The organism is Sphingomonas faeni (genome assembly GCF_023195535.1).
Taxonomy (GTDB): domain Bacteria; phylum Pseudomonadota; class Alphaproteobacteria; order Sphingomonadales; family Sphingomonadaceae; genus Sphingomonas; species Sphingomonas faeni_B.
Genome location: NZ_JALPNF010000009.1, coordinates 23,434 through 42,865, shown reverse-complemented (window position 1 = coordinate 42,865; position 19,432 = coordinate 23,434). Strand labels below are relative to the sequence as shown.

Below are 19,432 nucleotides of genomic sequence, written 5' to 3'. Positions count from 1 at the left end.
GGCGGCCTTCACAGCACCGAGTTTAGGATAGAGTTTCACCACGATGCCCTCCCCCGCCAGGGGGAGGTGGCACCGAAGGTGACGGAGGGGGAGGACACGGAACAGACGTAACCCCTTACCTCCCCCTCCGTCTGGCGAACGCCAGCCACCTCCCCCTGGCGGGGGAGGATCGCAGAGTCCAATGCATTTGGTTCAAACGGTGGCGGGCACCAGCGTCACGCTCATGGTGATGCGCTTCGTGTCGCCCGCAGCCACCTCGAACACGCCGGGTTTGTCGCGGTAGTCGCCGGTATAGCCTTCGGGGTCGGCGATGCCGTGCCACGGCTCGACGCAGACATAGGCCGCGCCGGGCTTGGTCCAGATGCCGAGCTTTGGGGTATCGGGGAAGGCGATCTGCAATTGCGGTCCGGTCTTGGCGCCGTAGGTGACAGCGTCGGAGTGGACCGGGTCCCAGACGAGCGCATCGTTGGCGAAGAGTTCGTCGCGGAGGGCGATCACGCGGTCCTCTACCGGCGAGGAGCGCTCGTCGATGGCGATCTGGCCGTCTGGGCTGATTGCCTTGAGCTTGCCGGGCTCGTCGGCGTCGAACGTGATGCGGTGGTCAGCGCGCGGCTTGCCGTAGGGGAGCGGCCAGGCGAAGGCGGGGTGGAAGCCGAAGCTCGCCGGCATCGCCGCGTCGGTGCGGTTGTGGATGCGCGCCTCGATTCCGAGCGTCGCGCCGTCGAGCGTGAAGACGATGTCGAGCGCGAACGCGAACGGGTAGGCTTTGCGGGTTTCCTCGCTGTCGGTGAGACGGAAGGTGGCGGAGGTTTCGGTCTGCGCGATGACCTCGAACGTCGAGTGGCGTGCGAAACCGTGCTTCTGCATCGGGTACGCTTGGCCGTCGAGGCGGATGACGCCTTCGTTGACGACGCCCACGACCGGGAAGAGGATCGGCGCATGGCCGGTCCAATAGGCCGGGTCGGCGTTGGTCATCAGCTCACAGCCGTCGGCGTCGTGGAGGTGGGTGAGTTCGGCGCCGTGCGGGTTGATCTGCGCGGTGAGGTGGTCGTTGGCGATGGTGATCAGGTCGGTCATGGGGTTCCTTCCGTGGGCCTCAAACGCGCGAGGCTTTAAAACGCTCACCGCCATTCCACCCCGGCGGAGGCCGGGGCCCAATTGGGAAAGGTCGCCAACCACGCGCATCGCTGCGTTACGCTGGCCTTTCCACTCGGGCCCCGGCCTTCGCCGGGGTGGTGTTTGGGGTGAGCGTTATCCCCTCAGGCTCGCGCCCTGCTTGGCTGCCGCTGCGACCACCTTGTCGGCGATCGCCTTGATTTCTTCGTCGGTGAAGCTTTTCGCGGTCGGTTGCAGGACGATCTCGACCGCGACCGACTTGTGGCCGTCCTCGACCCCCTGCCCGGTGAACACGTCGAACACGCGGGCCGAGACGATCGCGACCTTGTCCGCACCCTTGACCGCACGGACCAGCGTGTCGGTGGCGAGCGCTGCCGGCACGAGGAACGCGAAGTCGCGGCGGACGGCTTGCAGCGCTGGCGGCGTGTAGGCCGGGCGGGCGAAGCCGGTCGCGCGCTTGGGCGGGATCGCGTCTAGGTAGACTTCTACCGCGGCGACTGCACCGTCGAGGTCGAACGCCTTCAGCACCGACGGGTGGAGCATACCGAAGCTCGCCAGCACCGTCTTCGGCCCGAGGCGGAGCGTGCCCGACTGACCGGGATGCCAAGCGTCGCCAGCCTCCCCCATCACCTGCAAATTGTCGACGGGTGCGCCAGAGGCTGCGAGCAAAGCCAAGGCTTCGGCCTTCGCGTCGTACGCGTCGAAGCTTGCCGCCTTGCCGTCGCGCCAACCGCGTGGGCGGCGGTCGCCTGCAAGGACCACACCCAGAGTAGCGCGCTCGGCGTCGGCCAGATAGCGGCGGCCGATCTCGAACAGGCGGACGCTCTGCTGGCCGCGCTTAAGGTTGCGGCCGGTCGCGGCGAGCAGGCCGGGGAGCAGCGAGGGGCGCATGACTTTCAGGTCTTCGCTGATCGGGTTGGCGAGCGTCCAGGCGCCGCCGCCGAACGGGGCGGCTTCGGCGTCCGAGAGGAAGCTCCAGGTTACCGCTTCGTCGAGGCCTCGGGCTGCGGCTGCGCGGCGTGCCCTACGTTCGAGCTTCTGCTCGGGCGTTGCGGTCGGCTTGGCGACACCGGGCATGCGGGGGAGCGGTGTCGAGGGGATCGAGTCGATCCCTTCGATGCGGACGACTTCCTCGACGAGGTCGGCGGGGCCGTCGACGTCGCGGCGCCAGGTCGGGATCGTGACCGGCCATTTGCCCTCGATCGTCGAGAACAGCGCGTCGCTGAACGCATCAGCCGACTTGATCGCGCCGATCGTGAAGCCGAGCGACAACAGGGTGCGTGCCTGGCGTTCGGGGGCGACGTGGAGGCCGCCGAGGTCGGCGCTGAGGCGTGGGTCGTAGTGGATCACGCGGGGCTCTAGCGGGGGTTCGCCCGAGCGGGTGACGTCGCTGGCCGTGCCGCCGCAGATGTGGAGCACGAGCGCGGTGGCGATCGCGAGGCCGTCATCGAGGAACGCCGGGTCGACGCCGCGTTCGAACCGGCTGCGCGCGTCGGAGGTGAGCGTGAGCTTCTGGCCGGTCCGGGCGATGTGGTCGGGATCGAAATAAGCGCATTCGATCAGGACGTCGGTGGTGTCCGCGGAGACGCCCGAATGCTCGCCGCCCATGATGCCGCCGATGTCGTGCACGCCCGCGTCGTCGGCGATGACGGTCATGGTGGCGTCGAGCGTGTAGGTCTTGCCGTTGAGTGCGACGACCTGTTCGCCGGGCTTGGCCTTGCGCGCGACGAGGCCGCCGGAGAGTTTGGCGCGGTCGTAGACGTGCAAGGGGCGGCCGAGGTCGATCATCAGATAGTTGGTGATGTCGACGAGCGCGGAGATCGGCTTCTGGCCGATCGCGATGAGGCTGCGGCGCATCCACTCGGGGGACTCGCCGTTGGTCACGCCGGTGACGGTTTGGGCGAAGAAGGCGGGGCAGCCTTCTGGGTCTAGCGTCGCGACATAGGGTCCGGATCCAGCCCCTGTTCCGTCATTGCCGCGACGGCGGGGATCGAGTTCGCCGCCTGCCCCTGTCACACCTTGGGTCCCGGCGTCCGCCGGGATGACGGGGGGGGTGGAGGTGGGGACGATCAGCGGGGTCAGCGTGCCGAGGCCGGCGGCGGCGAGGTCTCGGGCGATGCCGCGGACGCCCATGCAGTCCTGGCGGTTGGGGGTGATCGCGACGTCGATGACCGGGTCGGTGAGGCCGGCATAGTCCGGGTACGCGGTGCCGATCGGCGCGTCTTCGGGCAGCTCGATGATGCCGTCATGATCTTCGCCGAGCTCGAGTTCGCGTGTCGAGCACATCATGCCGTTGGATTCGACGCCGCGGATGCTGGCGAGCTTGAGCGTCACGTCGAGGCCGGGGACGTACGCGCCGGGGGCGCCGAACACGCCGACCAGGCCGGCGCGGGCGTTAGGCGCGCCGCAGACGACCTGCAGCGGACCGTTGCCGGCGTCGACCGACAGGATCTGGAGCTTGTCGGCCTGCGGGTGGCGTTCTGCGCTGAGCACCTTGGCGATCTTGAACGCGGCGAGCTTTTCGCCGGGGTTCTCGACGCCTTCGACTTCGAGGCCGATGCGGGTGAGGGCCTCGACGATCTGGTCTAGCGTGGCTTCAGTTTCGAGGTGCTGCTTGAGCCAACTGAGGGTGAACTTCATGACCAGGCTTCCGTCATATAAGATACTGCCGTCACCCCAGCGGAAGCTGGGGTCTTTGCGGGGCTGTTGCTGCGCTCGCCAACGGGGAGACCCCAGCTTTCGCTGGGGTGACGGTCGTTGGTTTGGGTGCAGTGGCGGGACGGGCCCGCGTGCCGATAGACCACGCTCATGCCCCCACGCCTCCGCTCAGGGTCGGCACGTCGAGGCTCGAAAAGCCGTAATGCTTGAGCCAGCGGATATCGCCGTCGAAGAACGGGCGGAGGTCATCCATGCCGTATTTGAGCATCGCGAGGCGGTCGATGCCGCAGCCAAATGCGAAGCCCTGCCATTCGTCGGGGTCGAGCCCGCAGGCTTCGATCACCTTGCGGTGGACCATCCCCGAGCCGAGGATCTCGAGCCAGCCATCGGGTTCGGCGCCGCCGACGACTCGCTTGCCCTTCACGAGGGTGTAGCCGACGTCGATCTCGACCGAGGGCTCGGTGAACGGGAAGTAGCTGGGGCGCAGGCGGAGCACGATGTCGTCGCGCTCGAAGAACGCCTTTACGAAGGTCTCGAGCGTCCATTTCAGGTGGCCGAGCGTGATGCCCTTGTCGATCACGAGGCCCTCGACTTGGTGGAACATCGGCGTGTGCGTCGCGTCGGAGTCCGAGCGGTAGGTGCGGCCGGGGGCGATGATGCGGATGGGCGGCTTCTGCGACAACATCGTGCGGATCTGGACCGGCGAGGTGTGCGTGCGGAGCAGCGAGAAGGTGGTCTTCTCGTCGGCGGTGCCGGCGGTCTTCGCGTCGATCCCCTGCTGGAGGTAGAAGGTGTCGTGCATCGCGCGCGCGGGGTGCGTCTCGGGGATGTTGAGCGCGGTGAAATTGTGCCAGTCGGTCTCGATCTCGGGACCGGTCGCGACCGCGAAACCCAGGTCTGCGAAGATCTCGGCGAGTTCGTCCATGACCTGGCTGACCGGGTGGATCGTGCCGGCGGGCGTGGCGTCCGCGGGGAGCGTCATGTCGAGCGTTTCGCTGGCGAGGCGCGCGTCGAGTGCGGCGCGTTCGAGTGTTGCCTTGCGCTCGGCGATGCCGTTGGCGACAGCTTCGCGGAGGCCCTGGATTTGCGGGCCTTGAACGAGGCGTTCTTCGGGCGTCATCTTGCCGAGCGTCTTCAGGAGCGCGGTGATCGTGCCCTGTTTGCCGAGCGCCTCGACCCGGCACGCATCGAGCGCATCGAGCCCGGATGCGGCGGCGATCGCCGTCAGCATGTGGTCGCGCATCTGGTTCAGGTCTTCGGTCACGTCATACTCCCAGGGTGGGTTCGGGCAGGCGGGGCAGCCCGAGGCCGATACCCAGATCGTCCCAATTTTCGTTGCGCGCTTCGATCAGTTCGACCTTCCACGCTCTTCGCCATTCCTTCAGCCGCTTCTCGCGAACGATCGCGGCCTCCATCGTGTCGAACATCTCGTAATAAGCGAGACGCTTGATGCCGTACCGGCGAGTGAAGCCGGGGATCAACCCCTCTCGGTGCTGAACCAGCCTTGCGAGCAAGTTTGAGGTGACGCCGATGTAGAGCGTGCCGTGGCGGCGGGAGTGGAGGATGTAGACGCACGGCTGAAAGGTTTCGCGCATTTTCGTGCTCCCCTTTTGCCGCGTGCCAGATCTTTTGATCCACCGTTAACTTCCCGTCATCCCGGCGGACGCCGGGATGACGGATGGGGTTTGGGGACTACGGAATTTGGGGAGCTTGGGAGTTTGGGAGTTTGGGAAGGTTCTGAAACTTTCGGCGCTAGGGCGTTCACTCCGCACCAAACGCAGAAAGGGCGCCAGTGGTCTCCCACCGACGCCCTCCCGAAACTCACCTCAGTCGCGGATTACGCGGCCTGGGGCAGTGCCGCCTTCACCTGTGCGACGATGGCGCTGAATGCAGCGCCCTCGTGCATGGCGATGTCGGCCAGGACCTTGCGGTCGAGTTCGATCCCCGCAAGCTTCACGCCGTGCATGAACTGCGAGTAGGTCAGACCCTCGGCGCGGACGCCGGCGTTGATGCGCTGGATCCAGAGGCCACGGAACGTGCGCTTCTTAACCTTGCGGTCGCGATAGGCGTACTGTCCGGCCTTCTCGACGGCCTGACGGGCGATGCGGATGGTGTTCTTGCGACGGCCATAATAGCCCTTCGCCTGAACCAAAATACGCTTGTGCTTGGCGCGGGTGGTAACACCCCGTTTTACGCGTGCCATTGTCTAATTCCTTCTCAGCTCAACGCAGGCCGTAAGGCGCCCAGGCCTTGACCGCTGCGGTATCGGCCTTCGACAGCAGCTTGGTGCCGCGGTTCTGACGGATGTACTTGCCGTTGTGATGCGCCAGACGGTGACGCTTGCCGGCGACGCCGTGCTTGAGCAGGCCGGTGGCGGTGAGCTTGAAGCGTTTCTTGACGCCGCTCTTGGTCTTCAGCTTGGGCATTTTTATCCTTTCGGTTACGAAGGAGGACGCTGAAATCGCCGCGGCAGCCCACACTGGCCGGGCGATTCGTCGAACGCGTTCCCTTCGAGGAAGCGGGCGCACTATCCGCATTGGTCGCAAATATCAACCGTCGCGGACCCCGCATTGTGGAACTCGCGCGATTGCCATGCGATAGGGCTTGCATGGACGCCAGCCCGACGCCGCCGATCGACGCCCCCTCCCCGGCTCCCGCGCCGGCGCCGATTGCGGTCGAGACCCGAAAACGGCGCAAGCGGCGGATCATCCGCAACATCCTGCTCGGGATCGTCGCGGTCATCGTCGCGATCTGGCTGGTGCTGTATATCACCAAGGGGCGCTTCCTGAAGCATCCGTTCGAGCGGGTCGTCGGCTCGCTCACCCACCGGACGCTGACCGTGCGCGGGGATTTCCAGCTCTATTTCGCGCCGTTCCGGATCAAGCTGTACGCGGAGAACTTCACGCTCTCGAACCCCGATTGGGCGAGCCGGCCGAACCTGTTCCGCGCGGACAAGCTCGACACGCGGATCGCGCCCCTGTCGCTGATCTTCGGCAAGCGGCGGCTCTACTGGCTCGATCTCGTCAACGGCGACGTCGATCTGGAGTGGAACAGGGCGCACACCGCGAATAGCTGGACGTTCTCGGAGAAGAAGGGGGGCAAGCCGCTCGATTTTCCGCGGATCGACGTCGCGACGGTGACCGGCACGTCGGTGCGCTATCTGGATCCGCGGATGCGGATCGTCGCGGACCTCAATATCGCCGACATCCGATCGGTCGATGCGACGATCGGCCGTGCCGTGGGGGTGACAGGCAGAGGGCGGCTGCGCGAGACGCCGTTCACGCTGACCGCGCAACTCCTGTCGCCGGATGCGACCGCCAATCGGGGGCAGAACAGGCTGGTCGCGCGGGCGCGGGCGGCGGGCAACGTGATCGACGTCGCGGGGACGCTGCCGAGTATCGCCGATGTCGAGAACGTGCCGCTGGCGGTTACCGCGCGCGGCGCCAACCTGTCGACGCTGCTCGGCATCATCGATGTCGCGATCCCGAACACGCGGAAATACAAGCTGCGCGCGCAACTCATCAAACAGGGTGACGAGTACGCCTTCACGCATCTGCGCGGTGTGGCGGGCCGGACCGATCTCGCCGGCAAGCTGACGATCCTCCATGGCGATCGTATCCATCTCGATTCGGTGCTCACGACCAAGAGCCTCGACATCATCGATGCAGCGCCGTTCATCGGCTTCAATCCCGACATCGTCGAGACGCGCGGCGCGGTGGCGGCGGCGGCGGCGACGGGCGCCGCACCGCAGCGCCTGTTGCCCGACGGGAATCTGCCGGTCGAGACGATGCAGATCTTCGATGCCGACCTGAAATGGACGATCGGCACGGTGAAGTCGAAGAACATTCCGATCTCCAACGTTGACCTGACGCTGGATCTCGAGCGCGGCCGCCTCGCGTTGTCACCGCTGACCTTCTCGATGGCCCGCGGGAACGTGGCCTCGGACGTCATCTTCGATACGCGCGCGCGACCCAGCGCGGTGTCCTACGACATTCGTCTCGCACCGACGCCACTGGGCCAGCTGCTCAAGGGCTATGGGCTGACCGAGGCCGGGACGACCGGGACCGTCAAGGGTCGAATCAAGCTCGACGGGCGCGGTGACTCGATCCACGATTCACTCGCATCGTCGCGGGGGCGGATCGCGTTCGTGCTGCCATCGGGGGCGCTGTCGGTGCGTAATGTGCAGCTCGCCGAACTCGACATCGGCACGTTCGCGCAGCGGATGTTCCAGGGCAAGCTCGACGAGCCGGTGCAGATGAACTGCGGGTTGGTCGGCTTTACCGTCCGCGGCGGTGTCGCGGCGGCGGATCCGATCCTGATCGACACGCGCAAGAACGTGATCGTCGGGCGTGGCGGGTTCAGCTTCCGCAACGAGGCGGTCGACCTTGCGTTTCGCGCGGATTCTAAGAAGTTCAGCCTGTTCGCGGGGCAGTCGCCGGTGAGTGTCGGCGGGATGTTCGCCGCGCCGAAGCTGCAGGTAATCTCGAAGGACCTGCTGGCGCGCGTCGGCAGCGGGCTTGGCTTGGCACTGGTGGCGACGCCGGTGGCGGGCATCCTGGCGTTCGTCGATGTGGGCGATGCGAAGTCGACTGCGTGCGGACCGGTGCTGGCAGGGGCGACCGCGGCGGCGCAGCGGACGACCAAGGGCGAGGCGCGCGATGATGTCGGCCGTGGGACGACGGCCAAGGCCGAGGACGGGAAGCCGACCCGCTCCGAGGGCAAGGCACAGCGGAAGAAGTTTCTGGGGATTTTCTGAGGGCGCGGGGGCGAACCGTGCGGTCCCTTCCCTAGCTCGCTCATCCTGGCGTCAGGCGGGCGCCGTTGCCGATGGTTGGGGACGCGTAGATGGCTAGCGTTCCGCGTCCATGGGTCCCGGCGTCCGCCGGGATGACGGATCGGGTGTGAGCGGGTCTTGGCGGTATATATGCGGGGGACTGGTGGGAACCACGTTCGTCTGAACCGAGCCCGCCGCTTGGGTTGGGTCGACGTACTTGCGACTTAATTCCTAACCAAGGCTGCGTCTCCAGCACAACACTCACCCCGTCACCCCGGCGGACGCCGGGGCCCATGGTTGGGTCCGCTCAGACGGCTAGCGCTCCGTCTCCGTGGGTCCCGGCGTCCGCCGGGATGACGGACTAAGGTGCGAGTAGGAGGCGAAGTGGTTTATGCGCTTCTGCTCCCCTCCCGCCTGCGGGAGGGGTCGGGGGAGGGGATCGCCTCGCATGCCGGACGCCGGTACGTACGTCGCGCCCTCCCCTAGCACCTCCCGCCGGCGGGAGGGGACCCCCTATCCGTGGTCGTGGCCGTCATGCGCACCATGATCGTGGCCATCCTGCACCCGGTGCATCGCCTCGAGCACGTCGTCCATGCGCGCGGGGTCGCCGATCGCCAGCACATGGCCTTCGCTTGCCGCGGTCAGCGGGTCGCCGTTCCAGTCGCACATCATGCCGCCGGCGCCTTCGACCACCGGGACGAGCGCGGCGAAGTCGTACAACTTGAGGCCCGACTCACAGACAACATCGAGATGGCCGCTCGCGAGCAGGCCGTAATTGTAGCAGTCGCCGCCATAGACGGGCCCCTGCCGCGGGTTGCCGCCAGAGATCGCCGCGACCAGCGCCAAATACGGCTGCACATCGCCGTCCTCGAAGAGATGCGGGCTGGTGGTGGCGATCGTCGCGCCGGCAAGTTCGCGGCAGGCGCGCGTTCGGACCGGCACGCCGTTGAGCGTCGTCGGCCGCCCGGCGACGCCGACCCAGCGTTCGCGCTGAACCGGTTGATCGATGATCCCAAGCACCGGCCAGCCGTCTTCGACGAGTGCGATCAATGTCCCGAAGATCGCGCGCCCGACGGTGAAGCTGCGCGTGCCGTCGATCGGGTCGAGCACCCATTTGCGATTCGTCACGCCGGCCTTCTCGCCGAACTCCTCGCCGACGATGCCGTCGCCCGAGCGCTCCGCATCGAGCAGGCGGCGCATCGCCGATTCGGCCTCGCGGTCGGCACGCGTGACGGGAGACTGGTCGTCCTTGATCTCGACGCCGTGCTCATGGCGGAAATACGGTCGGATGACGTGGCCCGCAGCATCCGCGAGGCGGTGCGCGAGATCGATATCGGCTTGGGTTACTGGCATGGCCCCTGCCTATCGGTCGCAGCCGCAGGGAGCAATGGACGGAACGCCTGCGTCGGCGTAGGTCGTTGCAATCCAACCGGAGTATCGTCCATGCGCCTCGTCCAGACTCTCGCCGCCGCCGCCCTCCTTGCCGCAACGCCCGCGTTCGCCGCGCTCGCGCCCGGCGCCAGGGCACCCGACTTCACCACGCGTGGCGCGATCGCCGGCAAGGTGTTCACGGTCCACCTCGCCGAGCAGCTCAAAAAGGGCCCGGTCGTGCTGTATTTCTTCCCGGCGGCCTATACCGGCGGCTGCAACGCCGAAGCGCATGCGTTCGCCGAGGCGATCCCGGCATTCACCAAGGCGGGTGGCACGGTGATCGGCATGTCGGCCGACAACGTCGAGACGCTCAGCAAATTCTCGGCCGAGAAGTGCGCGGGCAAGTTCGCGGTCGCCAGCGCCGGCCCGAAGGTCGTCACGGGCTATGACGTCGCGCTCGGCAAGCAGATTGCGGGCCGCGACGTGACCAAGCGCACCAGCTACGTCATCGCTAAGGACGGCCGCATCGCATTCGTCCATGACGACATGAACCCTGCCGAGCACGTCGCGACGACGCTCGCCGCGGTCCAGAAGCTGACCGGCAAGTAAGCGATCGGCTGCCGACGTCTCGATCACCGGATTAGACGGTTCGGCCGTCGCAGGCCTTCCGTCCCGCGCAGCCCGTCACCGAACCGGCAATTATTTGCCGTTTCGGTGACTTAATCCTAACGCTTTCGGGTTTATTGGGGACTGCGAGAACTCGGGGGACGAGATGCGCGACGTAAAGGCGGCCAGATCTATGGCCGGATCATTGCCGAACGATACGATATTCGAGCGGATCGGCAGGTTCCTTCACGCGCAGAAACTCAGCGCCGATCCGGCACATTACGCTTTTGCCTATGCCGTATTGTCGGCGCCGGAAAGCGAGCTGGCCCAAGCCGTACGGCAGCAGACCGACCTGGGTATCAGGTTGACGAGACAGGACATCGAACGGCTCGGGGGGCGGGCGGTAGAGGGACCTCCCCTCGACCTGTCCCGCACCGATCCCGATGCCCGGGGCATGGCCAGCGCCAGTCTCGACATGCAGGCCGACACGGCGATCGCGCTCGTCATCGAGACGCAGCAACAGGTCGATGGATTCGCGCAGATCGTGCGGACGATACAGGCGGAAACCGAAGATTTCGGCCACAACCTGGCGCAGAGGGCTGCGGCGATCACGCATCTGGCCGAGCTCGACGAGATCACCCGAATCACGAGCTCGATGATCGCGCGGATTCATGACAGCGAAGTGCGGCTTGCGCTGGCGACTGCGGAAACGAATGCGCTACGCACCAAGCTGGCCGAGGCACGGGATACGGCAAGACGTGATGTCCTGACCGGCTTGCCCAACCGACGCGCCTTCGAAGAGGCCTTTGCCGCACGCGATCTGAACGCGGGGCCTTATTGCCTGGCGGTCTGCGACATCGACCGGTTCAAACATATCAACGACGCCCACGGCCACGGTGTCGGCGACCGCGTGCTAATCGCGATCGGGCAAGCCCTGGCGGCCGAGTGTGCGCCCCATTTGGTGGTACGCCATGGCGGCGAGGAATTCGCCGTGCTGCTCGGTGGATCGAGCCTGGCCGATGCGGCGGCCCTGCTCGATTCGGTCCGCGCGGTGGTCGGCGCCAAGCGGTTCCGCAATCGAGAAACCGATACCCCGCTGGGCGTCATCACGTTTTCCGCGGGCGTGACCGCAATCCATGCCGACGAGCCTGCCGAAATGGCCTTTCTGCGGGCCGACCGCCTGCTGTACGCCGCCAAAGAACAAGGGCGCGATCGGATCTGTGCAGGCTGATCCCATAAGTTGGCGGATTATACGACCATTTCGCGGCTTACTTTGCCACCTTGTGGGCCGGCTCACCCGAAGACCCAGCAAAGTCAAAGGTTTAAAGAACTGGCACGCGTCATGCAGTTCATTCGATATCGGCGCCCGGATGGTCCGGCGCCCGAATATCGAAGGAAATTTCCATGTCGTTCCGCTTTGAAACCGCCCAGCGTATCGCCGTCTCGTTCGTCGGTGCGCTTGTCTTCGGCGCGATCGCCGTAAGCTCTGCCGTACCGATCATCCCGATCGCCTGATCCTCTTGTCACGGAGCGCCATCATGGGACGCAGCATTCTCATCGGGCTTGCCGCCTTTTCGACCACGGTCCTGTTGATCGTCACGCATACCGGCGCGGCGCTGGCCTGACGCAACCGGAACAGCGTCGTGTATCCGCGGCCGACGACCGCACCGAATTACGCCAGCGCGCCCGAACCGACCGGACCAACCGGCGCCTCCTCATCACGCGAGTAGGTTCCGATCAGCAGCCCAGCCGCCAAGACATGGCCGGCAATGGCGTCGATCACAGCCGAGCGTCCGGGTGTCGGACCGACATCCGCTGCATCCGCGTCGATCGCAAACAGCTGAAATGCGTAGCGATGTTCGCCGTGTCCGCTCGGGGGATCCGGCGGTAGCCAGCCTTCGCGGAGATAGGAGTTTCGACCGACGTCGCGCCCGACGGCGTCACGCTCTCCATCGGCCGCGATCGCCCCCTCGGCAAGGTGACCGGCATCGGCTTCGAGCCCCCAGACGATCGCGTGGACGAGAGGCTGTGGTGCCGGTGCGTCGGCATCCTCGACGATCAGCACCATGCGCGCGGTCCCGACCGGCGGTTCGCTCCAGACCAGCGGCGGCGATACGCCGTCCCCGTCGGTCGTGAAACGTGGCGGCATCCGACCCTCGTGCGCGAACGCCGGGCTGGTCAGGTCGAGCGTTTCGAACCGGTCGCCGAGGTGGACGATGGCAAGCTTGTCGGTTCCGGCACGCAGCCCGCTCATCGCATGGCCAAGCCAGGCCGGGATATGTTCGAGCATCGCTTATCCTTCCGAAGGACAGGTTTCGGCACGGCGGACGGGTGCGGCGCCATCATACCAGTCGCTACGCGTGCCCATCTTCGCGGCATCATGGTAGCATACCTGCGTCCGCCCACGCTGGCTGTCGACGATCACCGTCCAGTTGTGATCGCCGCAATTATGCTCCTCGCAGCCCCAGGCCGCGACGCGCTCGCCGATCTTGAACACCGGCGTTTCGGGGCCGGAGCGACCGCGTATCGTCTCGCGCAGTTTCGCATCGCCGACCGCGGTGACGAGCCCGGATGCGACATCGGTGCGGTCGTAGAAATCGACGCCACCCACCGCATCATGCGGATATTTGCCGACATAGGCGGTGATCGGTGTCGTCTGCGCTTGCCCGGGGAGCGGCGTCGGCGCGCGCGTCTGCGGCGGCGTGAAGTTGCTCGCGGCGAGCGTGTCGGTCGGTTCGTCCGTCTTGCCGCAGCCGCTCAGCACCGGGAGGGCAAGAACCGCGATCATTACCATCGTCTTCATGCGCATTCCTCTTCTGGTCGATCAACGCATCGGCCTTGTCGGGGGTTGCGTCGAGGAGGATCGCGACCATTTCGAGGACATGCCGGATCTGACCCGCTTCGTTGCCGTACAGGACGACATGTACCCGCGGGCGCTCGCCGAACTGCACGCCGGTGCGAAACGCAGCCAGTGGATGTGGTTCATCTTCCCGCAGATCGCGGGTCTAGGGCAGAGCATGATGGCGCGGACCTATGCGATCGTCGACGCGAACGAGGCGCGGGCGTATCTGGCGCATCCGGTCCTCGGGCCGCGTCTGCTCGAAGCGACCGAGGCCGTGACCGCCGCGCAGGGCTCGGCCGAGACGATCCTTGGCGATATCGATGCGGTGAAGCTGCGATCGTCGATGACGCTGTTCGCGTCGGTCGCCGATGATCCGGCGCCGTTCCGCGCGGCGCTGGATCGCTTTTTCGATGGGGAGGACGATCGGGCGACGCTGGACCTGCTTGGGGCGAGCCGGACATGAGTCGCTAGCGATAAGAGGGGCGTATCGTCGGCAAAAGGTGTAGCACGGCGGCGGGGCCTTCCGCTCCATGAGGTGTGGTCATGGCCAAGAGCCAGAAGAAATCGAGCAAGGAAGTTCGCAAACCCAAGGCTGAAAAAGCGCCCAAGGCGAATGCGTCCAATCCGACCACGAAGGGCAAGCCCGTCGAGATGACGACGCTCAACTGAATACCCCCCTTCCCCTTCCTTTCAGGGACGGGGAAGCCGAGGGCCTAGTCCAGCGCGGCCCTGATCGCGGCGGCAGCGATGAACGGTGCGCCCGCGACCAGCACGAGGCTGACCGCGGCGAGCAGCTTTATCGCGCCTGCGCCGCCCGCCGGATCGAGCGAGCCGGCACCGAAGATCAGTAGCGGCACCGCGAGCGGGAGCATCACCAGCCCGGTCACCGCACCACTGCCGCGCACGCCCGCGACCAGCGCGCTGGTGACGACCGCGAGGGCCGCCAGACCCGGCGTGCCGATGAGCAAGCCGATCTCGACGCGGAGCAGCGTGTCGCCCGAGAGGTTGAGCAGCCCCGCGGCGATGACCGCAGCAAGCATCAGCGGCGGGCCGAAGCCCAGCCAGTGCGCGATCGTCTTGGCCACCGCGACCAATGTCATCGACATCCCGCGCACCGCGAACTGATCGAATACGCCGGACTCCAGATCTGGACCGACCAGCCGCTCGACGGGAAGGAGTGCTGCCAGCAATGCCGCGGTCCAGATCACGCCGCCGCCGATCTTGGCGAGCAGCGCGGCGTCGGGGCCGATCGCGAACGGGAACAGCGTCGCCACCAGCAGGAAGAACGCGACGACCAGGGTCGCGCCGCCGCTCGATACGCTGCGGCGAAGATCGCGGCGGATCAGCGCGATCACAGCGCGATCTCCCGCGCGCCCGGCAGCGACAGCGGGAGATGCGTGGCGACCAGCGCGATGCCGCCGCTTGACCGATGTCGGGCGATCAGCGCTTCGAGCCGCGTGACCGAGGCCAGGTCGAGCCCGTTGGCGGGCTCGTCGAGCAGCCAGACCGGCGCGTCGGTCGCGGCGACGCGGGCGATCGAGGCGCGGCGGCGTTGGCCGGTGGACAGGAGTCGGACGGGAATGTCGGCCAGTGCTTCGAGATCGAGCGCCTTTACCGCGCGCGTAATACGCTCTTCCGGGTCTGGCGCGCGGTCGAGGGTCGCCCAGAAGCGCAGCGCGGCGACGAGCGTGCGGTCGATGTCGAGCGCGCTCGCTTCGGTGAGGAGCGCCTTGTCCGCCTTACAGGTCACGGCCCCTTCGAACGGTGCGAGCAGGCCGGCGGCGATGCGGATCAGGCTCGACTTGCCGATACCGTTGGGCCCGGTGACGATCGCGGCATCGCCGGGACCGAGATCAAACGAGACGTTTGAAAAGAGCATTCTTCCGCCCCGCACGCACGCGACGTCGCGAAACGTGAGGGTCACGGAGCGGAGTCTTCCGCCGCGTCTTCAAGCGCGTGCATGTCGTCGTCGCTGAGGCCGAAATGATGGCCGATCTCGTGGATCGTGACGTGCGCGACGAGATCGTCGAGACGGACGCCGGTCTCGATCCACTCCTCCAGGATCGCGCGGCGGTACAGGACGATGCGGTCGGGCATCGTGGCGGTATCCATCGACGATTTCTCGCCGAGCGGACGGCCGTGGTACAGCCCCGACAGATCGAGCGGGTGCTCGAGGCCGAGCGCGGCGAGCGTCTCGTCGTCGGCATACTCCTCGACCGCGAAGACGATGTCGCCGAGATGGACCGCGAACTGTTCGGGCAGCCTGGCGATCGTCGCACGCGCGATCGCCTCGATCGCGTCGGCGTCCGGTGCTTCTCCAAGCGCCTCTGCCCGTATTGCTGCTTGCCCGCTCATGCTGCCAGCCATAGTCGTTGCCCGAGGATAGCGGCAAGGGACACGCGAATGATCGAAGCGCTGAACGAGACCGAGCGGGCCGAGGCGCTCGATGGGCTCGACGAGTGGGATTACGACGACGCGCGCGATGCGATCACGCGGACGATCGTGTTCGCCGATTTCGTCGAGGCGTTCGGCTTCATGGCGCAGGTCGCGCTGATCGCCGAGCGCGCGAACCACCATCCGGAATGGAAGAACGTCTGGAACCGGGTGGAGATCCTGCTGACGACGCATGATGCGGGCGGCCTTTCCCCACGCGATATCGAGATGGCCGAGGCGATCGACGCGATCGTCGGCGACGCCTGAGTCTCCTGTAATCCTCTCCCGCCAGGGGGAGGTGGCGCCGAAGGCGACGGAGGGGAAGGACACGGAGCGCTGGTTTACCTTACCTCCCCCTCCGTCTGGCAAGTGCCAGCCACCTCCCCCTGGCGGGGGAGGAAACAACAAATGTCACTCCCGCGTCATGCTGCGCCGCATGCGCTTGCGTAAGGATCCCGGCATCCAGCGGGCCGCGAACGCCATGCGGTGCGCGGTCTTGCCGACATAGGTGTGGACCTTATCGCCGTGGACTGCGGCCCAGGCGGCGTCCGCGACCTTGTCGACGCCAGTCAGTTCGAGCCCCGCGCCCGTCACCGTCTCGCGGATCGAGTGGTTGCTTCCCCCCGCCCCCGAATCGAGCAACGGCGTGTCGATAAAGCTCGGCACGATGCTGCGCACCTTGATGCCGTCCACCGCCCATTCGCCGTCGAGCGCCTCGGTGATCGCGCGCACCCCGAACTTGGTTGCCGAATAGGGAGCGAGGCCGGACGAGCCGTAGATCGCCGACGCGGAGGCGGTGTTGAGCAGGCAGGAACCCGGCGTGCGCTTGAGATAGGCATAGCCGATCCGCGCGCCGTTCAAGGCGCCGACCAGGTTGATCGCGATCACGCGGTCGATCTCGGCGAAGTCGGTCTCCGCGAGCGGGCCGCCCGAGCCGATCCCGGCATTGTTGAACAGCACGTCGAGGCGCCCGCCAGTGGTCGCGACGAACGCGTCGAGGCAGGCCACCCACGCATCGCGGTCGCGCACGTCCATCTGGTAGGTGGTCGCCATGCCGGCAGGCAACAGCGCGGCGGTTTCGGCGAGGCCGGCAACGTTGACGTCCGCCAGGCCGACACGCCAGCCCTTCCGCGCGAACAGCTGCGCGGTGGCCCGACCGATCCCCGATCCGCCGCCGGTGATGAAAATGCTCTGCTCGGTCATGACGCCTCTCTCTATGATTTGATTTTCCGGTATGTTTCCCGCATCCTGCGGGCAGATGCCAGACAATTCCCCTGCGCTCGCTTTCGAACGCGTCACCAAGACCTACGGGTCGACGATCGCGGTCGATGCGGTCTCGCTGGCGATCGCGGGCGGCAGCTTCGTCGCGCTGGTCGGGACATCGGGATCGGGCAAGTCGACGCTGCTCAAGACGATCAACCGGCTGGTCGAGCCGAGCGAGGGCCGCGTGACGATCGACGGCGCGGATATCGCCGCCGAGTCCGCGCCCGAATTGCGCCGACGGATCGGCTATGTCTTCCAGAATATCGGCCTGTTCCCGCACATGACGATCGCCGAGAATATCGCGATCGGCCTGCGGATCGCGGGACGCCGCGACGAAGCCGTGGTGGGTGAGTTGCTGGACCTGGTCGACCTGCCGCGCGACGTCGCCACCCGGATGCCGGACGCACTATCGGGCGGCCAGCGCCAGCGCGTCGGCATCGCCCGCGCGCTCGCACCCGGCGCGAAATTGCTGCTGCTCGACGAGGCGTTCGGGGCGCTCGATCCGGTGACGCGCGACGCGCTCGGCACGCGGATCCGCGAACTGCATGACCGGCTCGGGCTGACGACGATCCTCGTCACCCACGACATGGCGGAGGCGCTGTTGCTCGCCGATCGCGTGCTGGTGATGAAGGCGGGGCGGATCGTCGCCGATGCGACCCCGGCCGAGCTGGTCGCGGGCAAAGGTGGCGACGACGCGCAGGCGCTGGTGCAGGTGCCGCGCGCGCAGGCCGAACGCCTTCAGGCGCTGGTCGCTTGAGCGCGTTTCTCGAAGCCCTCGGCCGCGTGCCGCCGTTGCTCGCCGCGCATGTCCTGTTGTCGGCATCGGCGCTGCTGCTGGGGATCGCGATCAGCCTGCCGCTGGGAATCTGGTCCGCGCGCAATGCGACCGTTGCGCGCGTCTCGCTCGGGTTTGCCAGCCTCGTCCAGACGATCCCGAGCCTTGCGCTGCTCGCCCTGTTCTATCCGCTGCTGCTGAGCCTGTCCGCGCTGGTCGGCGGCGGGATCCCGGCGCTCGGCTTCCTGCCGTCGCTGATCGCATTGACGTTGTACGCGCTGCTACCGATCATCAGGAATGCGGTGGCGGGGCTGCACGGGATCGACCCGGCGGTGATCCAGGCGGCCGATGCGGTCGGCATGACGCCCGCGCAGAAGCTGCGGCTGGTCGAGGCACCGCTGGTCGCGCCGGTGCTGATCGCGGGCATTCGAACCGCGGCGGTGTGGACGATCGGTGCGGCGACATTGTCGACCACCGTGGGCCAGCCGAGCCTTGGCGACATGATCTTTGCCGGGCTCCAGACGCAGAACTGGGCGCTGGTCCTTGCCGGTTGCGTGTCGGCGGCGGCGCTGGCGCTGGCGGTCGACGCGCTGATCGGCGGGATCGAATACGGCATCCGCGCGCGGCGGCGCTGGCTGTGGATCGCATGCACCGCGGTGCTGGTGGCGGGGACTGCGGTGGCGACGGCGCCGCTGTGGCCGAGGGGCGGCGGCGACCGGACGGTGGTGGTCGGTGCGAAGAATTTCTCCGAGCAATATATCCTCGCGCGGCTGATCGGCGATCGGCTCGAGCGTGCCGGCTATACCGTGCAGTACCGCGATGGGCTGGGCTCGGCGGTGGTCTTCGGCGCGCTCTCGACCGGGGATATCGACGTGTATGTCGATTATGCCGGGACGATCTGGGCGAACGAGATGAAGCGCCGCGACGTGCCGGAACGCGCGCCGATGGTCGCGGCGATCGGCGACTGGGCGACGCGCGAACACGGCGTCGGGCTGGTCGGGTCGCTCGGGTTCGAGAATGCCTATGCGTTCGCGATGACGTCGGACGCGGCCAAGGCCAAGGGGATCGCCAGCCTGAACGATCTGGCGAAGGCCTCCTCGAGCATGACGCTGGGCAGCGATCTGGAGTTTCTCGAACGCCCCGAATGGGCGGCGGTGAAGCGCGCCTATCCGTTGCGGTTCGCCAAGACGACGCCGTACAGCCCGACCTTCATGTATCGCGCTTTGGAGAGCGGCAATGTCGACGTGATCTCGGCGTTTTCGTCGGATGGACGGATCGCGGCGGATCGGCTGACGGTGCTCAGCGATCCGCGGCGGGCAATTCCCGGCTATGATGCGATCATGATGGTGGCACCGAAGCGAGCTGGGGATACGAAGTTCGTGGGTGCGCTCAAGCCGCTGGTCGGGCGGATCCCGGTAGAGGCGATGCGCGCGGCGAACTATCAGGTCGATCGTGATGCGGACAAGCAGACGCCCGAGGCGGCGGCGCTGTGGCTGGCGGCGAAGGTCGGGCTTTAACTGCCCTCGCCCCGCCTCTCCGAATACCCTCCAAGTTCACCATCGTCATCCCCGCGAAGGCGGGGATCCATAGGGGC

Annotated in this window: 21 protein-coding genes; 8 read left to right on the top strand and 13 right to left on the bottom strand. The window is 66.8% G+C overall.

Annotated features, from left to right (window positions below):
• Window positions 1-192: 192 nt before the first annotated feature.
• From SPHN_RS15185 to rpmI, 6 genes are all read right to left on the bottom strand, one after another.
• Window positions 193-1,077, bottom strand: a complete 885-nt coding sequence (locus SPHN_RS15185) for an aldose 1-epimerase family protein (protein ID WP_248524562.1) — start codon at window positions 1,075-1,077, stop codon at window positions 193-195.
• A 174-nt stretch (window positions 1,078-1,251) separates the two neighbouring features.
• Window positions 1,252-3,756, bottom strand: a complete 2,505-nt coding sequence (gene pheT / locus SPHN_RS15180) for a phenylalanine--tRNA ligase subunit beta (protein ID WP_248524560.1) — start codon at window positions 3,754-3,756, stop codon at window positions 1,252-1,254.
• Window positions 3,757-3,922: 166 nt separating this feature from the next.
• Window positions 3,923-5,017, bottom strand: a complete 1,095-nt coding sequence (gene pheS / locus SPHN_RS15175) for a phenylalanine--tRNA ligase subunit alpha (RefSeq protein ID WP_282580605.1) — start codon at window positions 5,015-5,017, stop codon at window positions 3,923-3,925.
• A 22-nt stretch (window positions 5,018-5,039) separates the two neighbouring features.
• Window positions 5,040-5,369, bottom strand: coding sequence for a GIY-YIG nuclease family protein (locus tag SPHN_RS15170; RefSeq protein WP_248524557.1), 330 nt, complete (start codon window positions 5,367-5,369; stop codon window positions 5,040-5,042).
• Between the two features lie 242 nt (window positions 5,370-5,611).
• Window positions 5,612-5,977: a 50S ribosomal protein L20 gene (gene rplT / locus SPHN_RS15165; protein ID WP_056054375.1), complete on the bottom strand. Its 366-nt coding sequence runs from the start codon at window positions 5,975-5,977 to the stop codon at window positions 5,612-5,614.
• A gap of 19 nt (window positions 5,978-5,996) precedes the next feature.
• Entirely contained in the window at window positions 5,997-6,200 is a 204-nt protein-coding gene (rpmI, locus tag SPHN_RS15160; protein ID WP_031395289.1) for a 50S ribosomal protein L35, read from the bottom strand.
• A gap of 182 nt (window positions 6,201-6,382) precedes the next feature.
• On the opposite strand from rpmI, the gene SPHN_RS15155 reads away from it, so the two are divergent.
• Entirely contained in the window at window positions 6,383-8,530 is a 2,148-nt protein-coding gene (locus tag SPHN_RS15155) for an AsmA family protein (RefSeq protein WP_248524556.1), read from the top strand.
• A gap of 531 nt (window positions 8,531-9,061) precedes the next feature.
• On the opposite strand, the gene SPHN_RS15150 is transcribed toward SPHN_RS15155, so the two are convergent.
• Entirely contained in the window at window positions 9,062-9,901 is an 840-nt protein-coding gene (locus SPHN_RS15150) for an inositol monophosphatase family protein (protein ID WP_248524555.1), read from the bottom strand.
• Window positions 9,902-9,991: 90 nt separating this feature from the next.
• Between SPHN_RS15150 and SPHN_RS15145 the strand changes: the two genes are divergently transcribed.
• A complete protein-coding gene (locus SPHN_RS15145) occupies window positions 9,992-10,528 on the top strand; it encodes a peroxiredoxin (protein WP_248524554.1) in 537 nt (178 codons plus the stop codon).
• Window positions 10,529-10,691: 163 nt separating this feature from the next.
• The gene (locus SPHN_RS15140; RefSeq protein ID WP_248524553.1) at window positions 10,692-11,756 is read left to right on the top strand and encodes a GGDEF domain-containing protein; all 1,065 of its coding nucleotides are present in this window, start codon (window positions 10,692-10,694) and stop codon (window positions 11,754-11,756) included.
• Window positions 11,757-12,197: 441 nt separating this feature from the next.
• Here the strand turns inward: SPHN_RS15140 and SPHN_RS15135 are convergent, their stop codons facing one another.
• Together SPHN_RS15135 and SPHN_RS15130 are read right to left on the bottom strand one after the other, a co-directional pair.
• Complete coding sequence (locus SPHN_RS15135) at window positions 12,198-12,815, bottom strand: YbhB/YbcL family Raf kinase inhibitor-like protein (RefSeq protein ID WP_248524552.1); 618 nt, start codon at window positions 12,813-12,815, stop codon at window positions 12,198-12,200.
• A 3-nt stretch (window positions 12,816-12,818) separates the two neighbouring features.
• On the bottom strand, window positions 12,819-13,328 hold the full coding sequence (locus SPHN_RS15130) for a hypothetical protein (protein ID WP_248524551.1): 510 nt from the start codon (window positions 13,326-13,328) through the stop codon (window positions 12,819-12,821).
• A gap of 79 nt (window positions 13,329-13,407) precedes the next feature.
• Here SPHN_RS15130 and SPHN_RS15125 point away from each other — a divergent pair, with 79 nt between their 5' ends.
• Together SPHN_RS15125 and SPHN_RS18450 are read left to right on the top strand one after the other, a co-directional pair.
• A complete protein-coding gene (locus tag SPHN_RS15125) occupies window positions 13,408-13,830 on the top strand; it encodes a DUF1810 domain-containing protein (protein ID WP_248524652.1) in 423 nt (140 codons plus the stop codon).
• Between the two features lie 80 nt (window positions 13,831-13,910).
• Window positions 13,911-14,036: a hypothetical protein gene (locus SPHN_RS18450; protein WP_259457500.1), complete on the top strand. Its 126-nt coding sequence runs from the start codon at window positions 13,911-13,913 to the stop codon at window positions 14,034-14,036.
• 44 nt (window positions 14,037-14,080) lie between these two features.
• On the opposite strand, the gene SPHN_RS15120 is transcribed toward SPHN_RS18450, so the two are convergent.
• From SPHN_RS15120 to SPHN_RS15110, 3 genes are read right to left on the bottom strand one after another with little or no spacing between them, the layout of a single operon-like run.
• Window positions 14,081-14,722 (bottom strand): heme exporter protein CcmB, encoded by a 642-nt coding sequence (locus tag SPHN_RS15120; RefSeq protein WP_248524550.1) that lies wholly within the window; start codon window positions 14,720-14,722, stop codon window positions 14,081-14,083.
• Entirely contained in the window at window positions 14,719-15,246 is a 528-nt protein-coding gene (gene ccmA / locus SPHN_RS15115) for a heme ABC exporter ATP-binding protein CcmA (RefSeq protein WP_248524549.1), read from the bottom strand. The genes SPHN_RS15120 and ccmA overlap by 4 nt, the downstream gene beginning before the upstream one ends.
• Before the next feature lie 41 nt (window positions 15,247-15,287).
• Complete coding sequence (locus SPHN_RS15110) at window positions 15,288-15,722, bottom strand: metallopeptidase family protein (RefSeq protein ID WP_432715105.1); 435 nt, start codon at window positions 15,720-15,722, stop codon at window positions 15,288-15,290.
• Between the two features lie 48 nt (window positions 15,723-15,770).
• On the opposite strand from SPHN_RS15110, the gene SPHN_RS15105 reads away from it, so the two are divergent.
• Window positions 15,771-16,067, top strand: coding sequence for a 4a-hydroxytetrahydrobiopterin dehydratase (locus SPHN_RS15105; RefSeq protein WP_128453864.1), 297 nt, complete (start codon window positions 15,771-15,773; stop codon window positions 16,065-16,067).
• A gap of 144 nt (window positions 16,068-16,211) precedes the next feature.
• Here SPHN_RS15105 and SPHN_RS15100 read toward each other — a convergent pair whose 3' ends face one another.
• The gene (locus SPHN_RS15100; protein WP_248524547.1) at window positions 16,212-17,003 is read right to left on the bottom strand and encodes an SDR family oxidoreductase; all 792 of its coding nucleotides are present in this window, start codon (window positions 17,001-17,003) and stop codon (window positions 16,212-16,214) included.
• 55 nt (window positions 17,004-17,058) lie between these two features.
• Here SPHN_RS15100 and SPHN_RS15095 point away from each other — a divergent pair, with 55 nt between their 5' ends.
• Together SPHN_RS15095 and SPHN_RS15090 are read left to right on the top strand one after the other, a co-directional pair.
• Entirely contained in the window at window positions 17,059-17,820 is a 762-nt protein-coding gene (locus SPHN_RS15095) for an ATP-binding cassette domain-containing protein (RefSeq protein WP_248524546.1), read from the top strand.
• Complete coding sequence (locus SPHN_RS15090; RefSeq protein WP_248524545.1) at window positions 17,817-19,355, top strand: ABC transporter permease/substrate-binding protein; 1,539 nt, start codon at window positions 17,817-17,819, stop codon at window positions 19,353-19,355. Before SPHN_RS15095 ends, SPHN_RS15090 begins: the two co-directional genes overlap by 4 nt.
• The last annotated feature ends 77 nt before the right edge of the window (window positions 19,356-19,432 follow it).